Origin of the sequence: Dyella sp. SG562, from assembly GCF_011759495.1 — a bacterium.
In the GTDB taxonomy this organism is placed as follows: Bacteria; Pseudomonadota; Gammaproteobacteria; order Xanthomonadales; family Rhodanobacteraceae; genus Dyella_D; species Dyella_D marensis.
Map to the genome: position 1 here is coordinate 29,421 of NZ_JAAOYS010000001.1, position 13,675 is coordinate 43,095.

At 57.6% G+C, this 13,675-nt stretch carries 14 protein-coding genes and 1 pseudogene; 8 read left to right on the top strand and 7 right to left on the bottom strand.

Annotated elements, in window-relative coordinates:
• Positions 1-203: 203 nt before the first annotated feature.
• Both FHW84_RS00090 and FHW84_RS00095 read left to right on the top strand, forming a co-directional pair.
• The gene (locus FHW84_RS00090) at positions 204-797 is read left to right on the top strand and encodes an NAD(P)-binding domain-containing protein (protein ID WP_167252103.1); all 594 of its coding nucleotides are present in this window, start codon (positions 204-206) and stop codon (positions 795-797) included.
• Between the two features lie 461 nt (positions 798-1,258).
• On the top strand, positions 1,259-1,975 hold the full coding sequence (locus FHW84_RS00095) for a Crp/Fnr family transcriptional regulator (protein ID WP_167252104.1): 717 nt from the start codon (positions 1,259-1,261) through the stop codon (positions 1,973-1,975).
• A 208-nt stretch (positions 1,976-2,183) separates the two neighbouring features.
• Here FHW84_RS00095 and FHW84_RS00100 read toward each other — a convergent pair whose 3' ends face one another.
• A complete protein-coding gene (locus FHW84_RS00100; protein ID WP_167252105.1) occupies positions 2,184-2,423 on the bottom strand; it encodes a hypothetical protein in 240 nt (79 codons plus the stop codon).
• A 303-nt stretch (positions 2,424-2,726) separates the two neighbouring features.
• Between FHW84_RS00100 and FHW84_RS00105 the strand changes: the two genes are divergently transcribed.
• Positions 2,727-2,924, top strand: a complete 198-nt coding sequence (locus tag FHW84_RS00105) for a DUF1328 domain-containing protein (protein WP_167252106.1) — start codon at positions 2,727-2,729, stop codon at positions 2,922-2,924.
• A gap of 923 nt (positions 2,925-3,847) precedes the next feature.
• On the opposite strand, the gene FHW84_RS00110 is transcribed toward FHW84_RS00105, so the two are convergent.
• The 4 genes from FHW84_RS00110 to FHW84_RS00125 all read right to left on the bottom strand — a co-directional run bounded on the left by FHW84_RS00110 (position 3,848) and on the right by FHW84_RS00125 (position 6,619).
• On the bottom strand, positions 3,848-4,069 hold the full coding sequence (locus FHW84_RS00110) for a TonB-dependent receptor (protein WP_167252107.1): 222 nt from the start codon (positions 4,067-4,069) through the stop codon (positions 3,848-3,850).
• Positions 4,070-4,562: 493 nt separating this feature from the next.
• A complete protein-coding gene (locus tag FHW84_RS00115; RefSeq protein WP_343203537.1) occupies positions 4,563-5,621 on the bottom strand; it encodes a slipin family protein in 1,059 nt (352 codons plus the stop codon).
• 398 nt (positions 5,622-6,019) lie between these two features.
• Positions 6,020-6,241 (bottom strand): TonB-dependent receptor, encoded by a 222-nt coding sequence (locus FHW84_RS00120; RefSeq protein WP_167252108.1) that lies wholly within the window; start codon positions 6,239-6,241, stop codon positions 6,020-6,022.
• A gap of 99 nt (positions 6,242-6,340) precedes the next feature.
• Positions 6,341-6,619: a hypothetical protein gene (locus tag FHW84_RS00125; protein ID WP_167252109.1), complete on the bottom strand. Its 279-nt coding sequence runs from the start codon at positions 6,617-6,619 to the stop codon at positions 6,341-6,343.
• Between the two features lie 460 nt (positions 6,620-7,079).
• Here FHW84_RS00125 and FHW84_RS00130 point away from each other — a divergent pair, with 460 nt between their 5' ends.
• The gene (locus tag FHW84_RS00130; protein ID WP_167252110.1) at positions 7,080-7,532 is read left to right on the top strand and encodes a fasciclin domain-containing protein; all 453 of its coding nucleotides are present in this window, start codon (positions 7,080-7,082) and stop codon (positions 7,530-7,532) included.
• Between the two features lie 720 nt (positions 7,533-8,252).
• On the top strand, positions 8,253-8,483 hold the full coding sequence (locus FHW84_RS00135) for a hypothetical protein (RefSeq protein WP_167252111.1): 231 nt from the start codon (positions 8,253-8,255) through the stop codon (positions 8,481-8,483).
• Positions 8,484-9,090: 607 nt separating this feature from the next.
• Here FHW84_RS00135 and FHW84_RS00140 read toward each other — a convergent pair.
• Positions 9,091-9,309 (bottom strand): annotated as a pseudogene (locus FHW84_RS00140) (transposase); the annotation flags it as partial.
• Between the two features lie 862 nt (positions 9,310-10,171).
• On the opposite strand from FHW84_RS00140, the gene FHW84_RS00150 reads away from it, so the two are divergent.
• Both FHW84_RS00150 and FHW84_RS00155 read left to right on the top strand, forming a co-directional pair.
• The gene (locus tag FHW84_RS00150; protein ID WP_167252112.1) at positions 10,172-10,417 is read left to right on the top strand and encodes a 2-hydroxyacyl-CoA dehydratase; all 246 of its coding nucleotides are present in this window, start codon (positions 10,172-10,174) and stop codon (positions 10,415-10,417) included.
• 488 nt (positions 10,418-10,905) lie between these two features.
• Complete coding sequence (locus FHW84_RS00155) at positions 10,906-11,358, top strand: hypothetical protein (protein WP_243867792.1); 453 nt, start codon at positions 10,906-10,908, stop codon at positions 11,356-11,358.
• Positions 11,359-11,377: 19 nt separating this feature from the next.
• On the opposite strand, the gene FHW84_RS00160 is transcribed toward FHW84_RS00155, so the two are convergent.
• Positions 11,378-12,973 (bottom strand): MASE1 domain-containing protein, encoded by a 1,596-nt coding sequence (locus FHW84_RS00160; protein ID WP_167252113.1) that lies wholly within the window; start codon positions 12,971-12,973, stop codon positions 11,378-11,380.
• A 250-nt stretch (positions 12,974-13,223) separates the two neighbouring features.
• Here FHW84_RS00160 and FHW84_RS00165 point away from each other — a divergent pair, with 250 nt between their 5' ends.
• Positions 13,224-13,649, top strand: coding sequence for a hypothetical protein (locus FHW84_RS00165; RefSeq protein WP_167252114.1), 426 nt, complete (start codon positions 13,224-13,226; stop codon positions 13,647-13,649).
• The last annotated feature ends 26 nt before the right edge of the window (positions 13,650-13,675 follow it).

Consider the following 13,675-nt stretch of genomic DNA (forward strand, 5'->3'; position numbering starts at 1 on the left):
GCCAAGCGTCTTTGTATGGTCAAAAGCGTGGCCTTCCGGTTGTAGTGTAGGCTGTGTCTGCCAGACCCAGAGCCGATCACGCTGGGCTTTTCGCCATATGGTTTTACGCCAATCCGTGAGGCAGTGACGTGAAGGTGGATGAGAGGCGGCGCGACGCCGCCTACCGCCAGATGCCCGACTGATCTCGCCTCGGCAGGCATTCCATGCCGGAAGCTGTTGGTCTTTATCCGGTCGCGCAGAAATGGGGGTATGCCATGCAGATAGGTATCATCGGGCGCAAGCCGGCCAGTGCCCTCGTCGCCAAACGATGGCTACAGGCCGGATACCAGGTCGTCGGCTTCGATCCACATCACGAACCGGGCAAAGTGGCCTGGCCTACGGGCGCGACGCCGGTCGATCGTTTCGACGATCTGGCTATCGTTCTTTCACCGCCTCGCACTCTGTGGATGGCGATGCAGAGCCGCGCGGAGACCGAGTGCGTCTACAATACTTTGCTGCCTCTTCTCGACAGGGGCGACACGGTTATCGATGCAGGTCGCTCCTATTACAAGGACACGCTTCGTCGGGCGCTTGTGTTCTCCCGATTTCAGTACTGGCTCATCGATGTAGGCATATGCGGAGCATGGCCGCTGACAGACGGCTGCTGCCTGGCCATTGGCGGAGACCGGTCGATGGTTGAGCGGCTTAGCGGCTTAGCGGTATCTTCGATGCGCTCGGAGCTTCGGGCGCACAAAGCTGGGGCAGGATCGGCCGGGAGGGAGCGGGCCATTTCGCAAGGATGCTCCATCAAGCCATGAAGTGGGCCATGGTGCAGGTGGCCGACGAAGGTTTCACGATCCTTGGCCTTAAGGCTGAACCTGCCGTCGATCTTCGGTAATTGGCGACGCTCTGGGACCATGGCGATAAGGCGCGTAGTTGCTTTTTGAATCTGGCGGCCCCTGACCGCGTGACGAAGCGTGGTCGAATGGGTGCGCAGGATGCGGCGCTCGATGAAGCTCCCGACGCCAGATGGGTCCTTGAGGAAGCATCTGAGCTGAGGGTGGCCATACCCCTGCTTGCGGGGTCGTTGCTCAGTCTTCTGCGCGAGACCTCCCCCTGATCCGTGCAGGCGCGCCAGCTTGTCAAGTCGCGACCCGCGCTCCACTGAGTTAAACAAAATATTCACAGCAGGATCGCTGTAGATGGGTTAACCCGTTTGTGCAGTTTTCTGGAACCCGATCCGGGACCTAAGATGTATCGAGCCGTAGAGGAGAAGCCTATGCCCCAGGCATATGGTCCGCGACAGAATCGCCTGCTCGCCGCATTACCTGAAGCGGAGTTGGCGCATTGGCTACCGCATCTTGAGGCGGTGGACATGCCACTCGGCAAAGTGCTTTATGAACCTGGTAGCCGATTGGCTCATGTGTACTTTCCAACCACCTCGATTGTGTCATTGCTATACGTGATGGAAGACGGGGCCTCGGCGGAGATTGCCGTCGTCGGCAACGAGGGGATTGTCGGCATTTCGCTCTTCATGGGAGGGGAGTCGACGCCGAGTCGTGCCTTAGTGCAAAGCGCGGGCCAGGGATATCGGCTTAAGGCCGACCTCATGCTGCAGGAATTCAGTCGCGCCGGTGCCGTCATGCACCTCCTGCTTCGTTACACCCAGGCCCTTATAACGCAGATGGCGCAGACGGCAGTATGCAATCGCCATCACTCCCTAGATCAACAACTGTGCCGATGGCTCCTTCTGAGTCTGGATCGACTGCACTCCAAAGAACTGGTGATGACGCAGGAGCTGATTGCCAACATGCTAGGCGTTCGTCGTGAAGGTGTCACGGAGGCCGCTGGCAACCTGCAGCAAGCCGGGCTGATCCGGTATCAGCGCGGCCATATCACGGTGCTCGATCGCGAAAAACTGGAGCGTCGAACTTGTGAATGCTATGCCGTGGTCAAGAAGGAATACGACCGCCTCCTTCCCCCGATGGCGATTTAAGGGATGCGCCAGCATCGCCTATTTGTAGTCGATGCCCGGGTTGGCGATCCGCCGCACCAAGCCGGCTCGACCTCCTGCCTGGAAGCCAGTCGTTTTATGCAGCGCTTCAGCCACGGTAAGAGCCTTGAATGCCCTTCATTGTCGGGACCTCTAGCGGCAAGCATGGATTGATGCATGAGATACGCCTGGGAAACGCTATCTACCCACGTCAATCTTTTCCGAGAGGCTCACTATTGGCTGACAATCCATCGGATTCGGTGGAACCGGTCTGCCGGTATGCCCGGCCCAAAGAGCGTTCCACGGATCGAATCTGCAGAGCGCCGGACGGATGCCGTAACAACGCCTGCCTCAACAGCGCGTTCTCTTTCATGATGCGCTGATTCTGATCGAGAAGGGTGTCAAAACGCCCTTCCAGACCGGTGACGTGGGTATCGCCGGATATCGTCATAAGTATTCCGATGGATGTAATCAGTAAACCGACTTGGTGTCATCGCATATTGCCTTTCACGTTAGCATCTTACGTCGCTCTGACGACCGCGTCAGTACGGTGGCGCACCGACGACAAACCTCGGCATGCGTACGATTTCCATTGAAAGCCACGCCGGAAGGAAAGCAGACGTTCCTTCCGGCCGGTAATCACTGAAGTTACCCAGACGCTTTCCGAAGATGGCATATCACGCTGTCAGCGCCTGTACAGACCAGCACTACGCTTATAGCGTGGCGGACACCCTCGGCTGCCACAGGGTTCATCATGCTTTATTACGCACTCATTTTTCTTGTCATTGCGTCGATATTCGGCACCCTTGGCTTTACGGGTATCGCCGGAGTCGCCACTGGTGTCGCCGAATTCATTTTCTTCGCGTCCTTGGCCTTGTGCATTACGTTGCTCACCTTCAACAGGCACGGGAACGAAGTCACGACCACGCACCCTGTTGACGGCAAGTCATAATCCTTTCTGGCACACGTTTGCGTGACGTGTAAGGTACAGCTCATGTGCCAGTGCGTCCCACTGAAGAGTCACCGCATATCAGGAGACGAATATGAATGGCCATCGAGCAGAGCTTCAGCGGACTCTAGAACAGTTGGAACGCTCTGTTTCCAGATTGCGTAGCGAGAGCCTGGACGATCTCGACTTTTGGTGCAGGTATGCGCCTCTAGCTCGTCAAGCCCTTGCATGCGCCAGCGCTTCTGACAATCAATGGATGCGCGATCGCATTGCCGACATCGAAGGCATCAGTGGCATCATTAACCCCAACTGGAGCCGACCAAGCCATAGTTGGCCAACGCTACCTGGTAGCGAGCAGTGACATAGCCATAGCCAGGGAATTCATCATGTATGTCATGGATAAGTGCCACCAATCGGGCGTCGCCCAGCCCCACGGCTTTGGCGGTTGGGCGACGGTAGAACGTACTGCGGGCGAGGCCGATCACTTGGCAAGCCCTTCGAATGGAACAGGCCGCGGGCCGCTGACGACGAAGAAGTCGTCGTCGCTGCTCGAGTGATCGCGTTTTTGCGTTTTTTTGAGCAGATCCGCTTCCATGGTCAGCTGGCCAACTTTCCGTTCCAACTGGCTTTGGGCGTCACTTTATTCATTTTCAGTAGGCACGGGCGCTCCGTTGCGGCTAGCGTGCATAACATTGACGACAAGTCATAGCCCCTCATGGACACCCCATCTACTTCTCGCGGATAGCACTTATGGGGCTGACCAATGAGTCTCACCCCATGAATGGCACGACGCCAGGCAATGATGCGATCACCGAACAAGGGCGGCAATGCCCCCATAAGCCGCTTGGCCCTAGCGCTTGGAAATACGCAACTAGGTAGGCTGGACATGCCGCGCAAGCCTGAGACGCGTGTCGATAGCTAATGCATCAAGCTTTGCTGACCCAGGCACATTCAATATCGTCCTTAATGACCTGCTGAAGATCGGTTATCGACAGTTCCGAGACCTCGAAGACTCTCCCATGCCGTGCTCCCCGATAGTCGCCATCAAGGCGAAACGTCGCCGCCCAGACAACACTGTTCAGGACAGCTGCGACATACATGGCGGTGTAGTCGAAACCGTCGCTCGTCGTCCCTGCAATGTCAGACATGGTTGCAACCTCTTCGGGTGAGATGCGGATAGATAGCCTCGCGGTCTTAGAGGTTTGGCTCACGGACTGCGGCACTGACTCAAAGCATCGACTCCCAAACCTCAGCGTGCGTAGCAGCTAGGTCGCCGATTCCCTTTCGTGTAATGCCCACACCAAGACTCTTCATGCCGATCACCTTGGTGATCATCAAGTGTGTCGAGCGGCTCAAATGTCGGCTTGACAAGGCCGCGCGCATTATTCGATCAATGTTCGGCATGGACATGTTCGTCAGCTCGAAGTGGCTAATATGCCGAGCTTAACTTCGCTGACCAGCAGCGTCGCCCCCCCCGAAAGCTATGCTTCAGTTAGATGCGGTGTGCTGGTTCGATATAACGTTGGCCGGCGAACGACAGAGCGTCTTCCAGTCATTGTCGCTATGACAAGCTAGTCGCCAAAGCAGGCTGCTTGCCAGCTATACGTACCGTGCATATCAGAGCTCCTTGACCGAGACCGCTTATCCGGGCTTCGCGGATATCTGGCTTAGTCTAGGCGGCACCACCTCATCGTCAGAAGCAAGTGCATGACCGCCCTCTGACACAAGGTCATTCAACGCGCTGGCCAGGCTCCACTCCGCCGTCTTAATAGCTCTAGGATTGTCTTCGGCCTTGGTGTCAACTGGGGCATGGATTGAAGTCGATTCATCGGCGTCGCCATGGCTTTCATCCGCATGCACGGTCGCGCGATGCGCGCCTAGCGCCCATGCGAGCGCTGATACAGGGTTCATGCTATCGACCATTGAACTAGGAATGAGGATGGTGGTTCCGCGCTCCTTCGTCGTCTCATAGATGATATTCATAGCGCGCAACTGGAGTGCAGTCGGCTGATCGGAATAGACCTTCGCCGCGCTGACGAACTTGCTCGCAATCTCGGCCTCGGCTGACCCAAGGATAATGCGAGCCTGCTTCTCTCGTTCGGCTTGAGCCTGCCTCGACATAGCGTCCTGCAGCGCCACGGGAATAGCCACATCGCGTATTTCCACTGATCGCACCGTCAACCCCCATTCGGTGGTCTTATTTCCGATTTCAGTGCATAGCGCTAGGTCGGCGGATTGGCGGTCCGATAGCAGGGACGCGAGCATCGATGAGCCAATCATTTCGCGCAGTGAGGTTTGAGCTACACGGGCGATGGCCTGCTGGTAGTCGGTAATGGCCAGTGCAGCCTTCCTGGCATCGTGCACGTGCCAGAAGATAATGGCATCCACGTTGACAGGCACCGTGTCGCGCGTGAGCGCCTGCTCAGCGTTGAAGGCGGTGGTCTGAATACGCTCATCAACGACCGCGACCACTCGATCGATCACCGGAATGATGAGAAATAAGCCAGGCCCACGCACCCCCAGTAGTTTTCCTGCGCGCAGAACAACAAACTTCTGCCACGTGTTGGCCATTTTAAGCGATTGCGAAACGATTGCGGCGGCGCCCCAAAAACCAATCGCCACGCCTATATTGCCGCGATACATAAACAGGCCGCCCACGGCAGTCAAGGTGGCGACGATGAATAGGGTAATAGTGTTCACGACGTCACCCCGCTTGCCAGTGGCGAATGAATGGCGATGACTCACATTGGGGTCGAAGCGGTTCCGTGTCGGTGCGTTGGCGCACGCACGCGATTTCTCTTGCATCGATTCAAATAGATCGTGTCACGGCCTCGGGTTATTGCCCCCCTCCTCGCCGTTGCACTTATCCGATGCATCAAGCCCGGTGACTGCATCGGCCATCCGAGTGAGAAATCATCCTCACCACCCTTGACGGATGGTGGTCCTTCAATGACTACAAGGGACTCGCTATAAACCAAACGCATTCACCTCGCCCATGGAACTGAGGACGTGAACGTCCACATTGGCCACTGAGGAGAGTCAACAGCGCTCGATCGGTAGAGCCTGCAATCGATGCTCAGCAAGGTACTGCACTTCGTCTAATTGGTACGGACCCAGACAAGCTCGATGTCCTCCATGACGGCTTCTCGAACCTCATTCAGCGATACGCCGAGAAGTTCATTGATGCCGCCATGTCGCATGCCAAAGAATATTCCATCACGCCGATAGGTGGCGCTCCACCTGACACGATCCGAGCGAGTGAGTTCGTAATCGCCGTCGTACGTAAAGCCATTCGTAGTTTTGCCAGATATATTGGTCATGATGACTTCCTTCGACGGTGATCACCAATGCCCTCAGATTCTCTCGACAGGTGCGGGCGCAATGATCAACCATCGTATGGGGATGCGAGCGCTCATCGATCACGATGAGCCACGGGTTGTGTTGGTCGCTCCATCATTGTCCGTGCGATCCGAATCGATACAATCTCGATCACTGAACGATTCCGACAGGTCGAGCTTGAGTGCGCCGTCATCTTGTCGAGGCAGCGGCAGAGGCTTTTCTGGAGAATGTGCCGCCCACACCGAATGGCCCGAAAATCGCTGAGTACAGCGATCACTGTGAGCAACATCGGCGGCCGGCGAGAAGCGCATCTTGTGAGGGTAAAAATAGAGCAAGTTGAGCTGATTGAGGATGTACATGGAAAGGCCTCGAGTGCGAACCTGCATCCTGCAGGGCGTGCGCGTGCATCACCCACAACTCCGATCAGTGCGGAGGAGGCTCAGAGAGCTTGGAAGAAAAGTCACGGATAGTCTGAGGCGCCGGAGGCATGATCACTTGAGCCGCGGCGCCTCCCCAACATGCGCCTTCTTTCGTTACGCCGCCGTAACGTGTCGTCAAACCCTTGCGTCCGAAGCCCCCGACAGGCATCCGAATACGACCGGGTTAGATATTGTGTCCGCCTCGTCTTCTCGCGTTACCCCCACCTAACAACCGCAGGCGCATGCTGCGTTGGCGCCAGGAATAAAGCCTTCTCTTGGCAGGCGCCTCAGTCACGCGGTCCTATCCCTAACGCCACCTGAGTACTTCTCCGACTCTTATCGGAGTTGCGGCTTCGGCCGCCCCAGATCCGCCACTCGGATCACCACTCAAGGCACATATATGTCCAACCATGACGCCAATACTACCCACGCCCCTGGCAAGAACATCATCGAGACAGCGGCTGCGAATGGATCCTTCCATACGCTAGGCAAGGCCCTCGAAGCAGCGGACCTCACCCAAACCCTGAAGGAATCAGGCCCCTATACCTTCTTTGCGCCGACGGATGCGGCGTTCAAGAAGCTGCCGGAAGGCACCCTGGAGAACTGGCTGAAGCCAGAGAACAAGGCGGAGCTTATCTCCGTACTGAAGTACCACGTGATGCCCGGTCGAGTACCGGCGGTTGACGTCGAGAAGCTGACCACACCCAAGATGATGCAGGGCCAGACGGCAGCGGTCACGAAAGACGGCGACAAGCTCCGCATCGGCAGCGCAATCATCACTGGGCGAGACATCACCTCGAGCAACGGCATCATCCATGCCATCGATGCGGTGAACGTGCCCGCCAAGAAGTAACTACCAGGAACTTGTGGTGGGGCCATCCCCGCCACCGGTTTCATCACACACCGGCCTACCGTTTGACTTCGACTGCTGTTTCGACTTGTAGAGGCTCATTATTTGAGGCGACCGCTATGATCACCCTTCTTTCACACATCGCCCATCGTCCTGTGTCACTGCTTGGCAAATGGATAACACACCTAAGTGATCTGTTCGATCATCTTATCAAGACACCTCCTTTGAAGCCCTTGCAAGTGATGTCTCGAAGGCAAAAGCTCGCTGCAGCAGTAGACGCCGCGAAGCATATAAAACGAGGCATGCGTCGATGATTCTTGGCACGTTTGCGAGATTCATCTACTTCTTCCGCCCTTTCCGGCGGGGCGCATACCGCCACGCGCCATCCATCGAAGAGTTAGCTCTGATGCATCAAGAGCACACGGGATGGATGCGTCGGGCGATTCGCATGTATCAATCACTATGGCGCCGGCCACCTTTAGATTCCGTGCGCTTCGTGAAATCGAATCGCGAATGAGAACAAAGGAAGGCTTAGTTCAGTCGAAGGTGCTTTAAGGGAAAGACGTCGCCATGCTAAGTCATTTCTACTCGATGCCATCCAGATGAATCGTCATAGTTCTTCCGGCTGATATCTGCACTTGACCGACCTGTCATGCGCCATCTTTATAATGCCAGGTGTCCAGATCGTTAGCTGGTTCGTCCCCACGGCGGATGGAGGCCTCTATGAACGGCAATCCACTGATTGATTGGTGTGAAAAGGTGGCCGCACCGGTCCTGGAGGCGGCGGCGGCCGGGCAGCCGATTAACTTTGCAGCGAAGCAAGCACTTCTTCGCCTATCGGACATACTGGCATCGCCAGGTATAAACGAAGGCGAATCATCCGCCGCAAACGATCAACACCCGATTGATCAGCTTAGTGCTCTAGAGCGGGTATCTGGCACCTGCAAAAGCTGAGTGGCCTGCGGACTTAACACGCGACACATGTCGATAGGACTACACCAAGAAAGGGCTTGACGCCTACGGGCCACCTGTCACGCGCATGATCAATAACTGGGATGCCTGACTCGTCTTTGCTTCAGTCACTGGAGGTATCGATCATGACAGGCATTCAAGGCTCTTACCGAGGATTGATCTACATCGCCATCTACCGCCGTGAAAGGGACACCGTGAGCTGGTCGGCGAGTCTTGAAGACGATGACGGGGAAGTGACGTTTGTCGCAAACCATTTCCCCTGTAGCCTTGGGACAGTCGACTGCGAGAGTGCCATTCGACAACGAATTCTGACAAGCATCGACGATTACCATCGCCGCCACGAGACGCCGATCCTTCACTAGTGCCAGAGCCGAAGGTCGGCAATGCTTCGCGCGGCGGTGACATCACCAGCATCATTCTCGTGGACGGCATGGTTGACCACGAGGTCACCCTGAGCGAAACCGCAATGTATTATTTACTTGGTGGCCAATGCTGAGTTCCAGACCGGTGGAATAGGTTGGTGCGCCCCCGGTTTCGTCGTCGGGGCGACACTCCCGCCTTCAGTAGCGGGACGAATTAGGATCCATGGTCACTTTAGCTGCTTCGCATAGTCAGCGGGCGTGAGCCCGCCCAAGGCCTTCTTTGGCCGCTCTTCGTTGTAGTCCCGACGCCAGGTTTCGATCTCAGTGCGTGCCGCAAGTTCGGAAGCCAGTGTTCGTTGAGGCACTCATCACGCAGTGCGTCCGTTGAACGATTCGATGTAGGCGTTCTGATTGAGTTTTCCTGGCTCGATCAACCTCAGTTGCACGCAGCGCTCATGGCGCTGCGCCAGGCCGACGATGCGATCGCGGAGCACCACATTGCGATCGGGACGACCTTTATAGTGATAGACGCTTGCGCTCATGCCGACGATGACCAGTGCTCGACGCTCGCTAAGTTCGTTGCCCACCATGTAGCGCACAAGCTCTGCTCTAGGCGTGCGCAGTGGTTTCCCGCAAGCCTCGCATGGCGGGCCGAACAAGCTGGCCCGGTGATGCAGCAACGCTTCGGGATCTGACTCTTCTTCACCAGTTAATTCTTGATAGCGCGACAGAGCGTCAGCACCGAACCGCTGATCGAGCGCCTGGGCCACCGAGGCGCCTTCTACTCGCCGAAACTCCTGGATCCTGGACACCATCGCAGAGAGTAGGGACGCAATCTCGGCCCATTCTTGCTCATCGAGCATTGGCGCGTTCCGCTTGCATCTCCAGCAGTAGAGTGTCCTTGCCATAAGCCCCTGCTCCTTGGTCAGGGAGCGGCCATCAGCCGCCCTGTCTATCCATCGACTAGCTCAACTTCGCGAGACACGGCGTACCTAGCGACTTAGTCCGGCATGTCTGCTTCGGGTCGAAAGCGGACTTTACTGAACATCTGGACTAGCCAGGAAAAATGGTCACCACGCCGAGTTCTGACCTTCTGCCATGGCTCCGGAAGAGGTCGTGTGTCATGCCATGCCCGCCGACACTTAAATAGGTCGCCAGGGGGCTTATCGGGCAACCGTTACACTTGCCGATGGCCTTTCCTTTAAGGTGGCTCACTGGCGTGCTCCCTAGATCCCCAGACACGCCCCCCTTCGCCGGAACCGGCAGCACGGCGCCGACCTTCCCGCCGTCACCGGTACCCGACACAGCATGCGCAAGCACGTATCCGACGATATCTGGCAGCAATTCCAACAAGAGCTGGCCGCCTTAGACAGAAAGCCGGCCGAGCCATTGAACTCTGAGGAATTGGCCATGCTGACGCCGGCGCAACGGCTCGCACTGGCCAAAACCGAGTTCCGCGATCTGCAGCGAAAGCACCGACTTCACCTCGATGACGTGCTGACCTTCTTTCCTGAAGAGGAAGTGGTTTCGTTCCTGCAGAGTCTTATGAACTAAGGCATGGTGCTTTGGGCTTACTCTCCCTCGCAGATGAGCACGACCTGCGGCGAGCGCCAGATGATCTGCCTGGCATTTGAGCGGATTTGGCGGCGCTCGGTCCAGCCCCAGGGACTCACTTCTGGCGCGCATCAATCCGCATCACTTGCCACTCCACAGAAATCCTTCCTCGGACCAAGCAGGGCGCGGCTCGACGCCCTTGCATCTATTGCATCAAAAGTGCGGAGAGAAGTGCCCTGGCGAGGAGGGGGGACGACCGCGCGCGCTGAGGGCAAACCCTCTTTGCTCATGCACTGACCAGGGCCGTGGCCGCGACAAGCGCCCGTCTGGGCGCCGCACGCCGAGCCCCTGCTCGGATCCCATTTCAACCGCCGGAGAACGCCCCGAGCGACCGGCGAGGCCTGCTCATGCCACTTTCACACCTCAGTGCTAGATTTCGGTATCCGTTGATCGGTCGATTTCATCCACCCAATAAAGGGTCGCGTTATATGCACCTGCTCTCACGTGCAATCCTCGGCGTCGGCCTCGTCGCCGGCCTTTCCGGCACGGCCATGGCCGCGTCACCCAGCAACGGGCTTGGCCAGGCTTGGCCCAATGCACCCGACGTGAGCACGAACCCCAACTTCCATGTCTACGTCTTCGACTTTGGCGGGGTTCGGTACATCCAGGTCAATGACGCCAACGGAAACGTACTCGGCAGCGTCGGTAGCGCTGGAGGCATCTTCCTTACACTTCCCATTGGCCGGTACGCGAATCTCGTCGACACGCCATCCCAACCGACCGCCCTTCCGGCAGCAACGCAACCAGCTGCCGCACCCAAGCCGGTCTACAACGATGGCACCACGGCCATCACGGCGACGCCACTGTCCAACGGCGCCATGCAGTTGCGCGCCGCCGATGCCTGTGGCGACCCGGTCACCTGCAATATCAAGGTGCAGTAAAAGGACGGGCTAACTCCACCTAGGCGTGGGGTTGGCCGGGATGCTGTAGCGAGATCATGAGCCGCCGACCGTGAGGCAATGGGCGCTCACGCGTTGAACCTTGATAGGTCGCTGCGCGGTCCTCGATAGCACGGCGGCCCAGGCCGCTGGACAGCAGCCGCAGGGACGGCAGCAGCTTCTCCCAACCAATGTGCGCCAGGCGCTCCACGTCACCGACCGTTTGCACCAGCAACGTCATGCGTAGTGGGCGATGCGTCCCGCAGCGGACCTTGACCAACACTTCGCTGACGTTCTGTTCCATGCAGGCGTCCGTGACGGCATCGCAGATGAGGCGATAAGCAGCGAGGTGCATCGCTGGGGGAAACACGCTGGCCGGTCCCCGGACATCACACCAGAAGGCGATCCCGGCCGCCTCAAGGTGTCTCGCTAAGACACCCTGCGCTACCATCCCCGGCAGTCCTCTATCGCGGTACATCAGCGGATGCATGGCGTCGCTCAGGAGGTGGAGTTCGCCTTTCGCCGCCTCGGCAAGCCGACGATAACGACGATCCTCCGCCGCCGGCAGGTAGAAACTCACTCGGGAAAAAAGGTGGCTCAACATCACATCAAACGCTTCGCGCGTACGCTCAAGCGAGACCGCCGCACTGCGCAGCTGCGATTCACCCAGCTCCACGTTCCGCTGCGCGAGCGCCATCGCCGTGCGTGAGTCCACGCGCTCCTGCTCGGCCCGCCGATGAAGTCCCGCCACATGCTCGCCGACGAGCAGCATGGTGGCGATAGCCAGTGCCACCAGAACCTCCGCTTGAAGCGTGTTCGGATCATCCTGCGTCGGCATCAACAACATGATCCCCACGCTGGCGAGCGTCCCGGCCAATGCCGCGCCCCTCCAACCATGGCGGAGCGCCAAAAACACGACCGGCAGGAACATCGCCATCTGAGCGACCGGACGACTTTGTGCATCCTGGAGACCCGCCCACCCGACGAGCAGCATCACGGGAATAGCCACGAACACGGTCTCGAACAGGAGCCGACTATCCGCCACCTCGTGAAGCCAGGCATGCCATTGGCCGCGGGCCTCACTCGCTAGCTGGGCGAGGACCATCGCCGTAGGTGCAATCGTCAGCACGCCTAGCAGATTACCCAGCACCAGCCGCGGCACCACCTGGCTGTAGTCAAGGACATAGTTTGGTGGCAGCGGAGTAAAGAGCAACTGGCCAAGCGTGATGCCCGTGGCCATCGTCGCCACCACGAAGGAGCACAGGACAAGGCCAACGACCTGAAACGTCCCCTGCTTTGGAAAAAGCAGCCCGCGCTGACGGAAGGCCCAAACGACGGGCATGTAATACGCAATCGCCGGCACCAAGTTTATCGTTGCCCATACAGCGCCATATTGCGGATAGCAGTCGATACTCACGTAGACCATGCGCGCCAAACCGCCGAGTGCCAGCGCCGGCCAGTAGCGATACCGCGCCAGAAGCAGCGCACTCAGATGAAAACCGGTAACGATGATCCAGTGGGTAAAAGTCACTTTGCTAATGAGAAACAGCGCAGCGCAATACAACGCGCCGAGTGCAAAGTGTCGAATCAGGGCGTCCGCCCTTGGCCCAACCCGCATCGTTCTTCCCCTTGCCCAATCCTTGTGGTGTACCGCTCGAAAGCCGGGATCACACCGAGCCCAGCGTGAAACGCCTGTGAATCCTACTCGAAGGTCCGGAAGACGCGTAGGCGGCTTCGCCACACACTTGGTATCGATGCCGGTCAGCCTATTCGATATGCTTTCAGCACAGGAAAATGGAACTCACACAGGGAATCTATGAGCGGCATATGGGAGAAGGTCGGCTTTGGCGTGGTGTGGACGATCGTAGGTGCCGGCGCAACAGCCTTGGGATCAAGTACCTAATTTCACGGAAAGGCATAAAGGCGATACGGACGAAATTACCTATCTGAGCGGCCGTGTCCACGATCTCGAAAATAAGAATGATGAGCTTCGCAAAGAAGCCGGGGACTCCAAAGCATCGAGCCAAGCCGCCAGCGATCTAGTTACGTGCCGCGCGCAGCTGGAAGATATGCGACGCGTCCAGAACACGGCAGTGATCCAAGAAATACGACGACTTGAAGAAGCCGTAACTCAGGATGAGCGTCGTCTACCGGGCTTTGTTATTTATAACTGGACGGACGGTCAACCGAGTAAAGATAACGAGTCGTCAAGCGCCTATGTATTGAAGGAACGACTGACCAGAGAACGCTCAGACCTTTCAGCCATGCGTTTAAAGCTGGTATGCGCGCCCTAACCTTCTTCCACATTGGTCGTCTCATT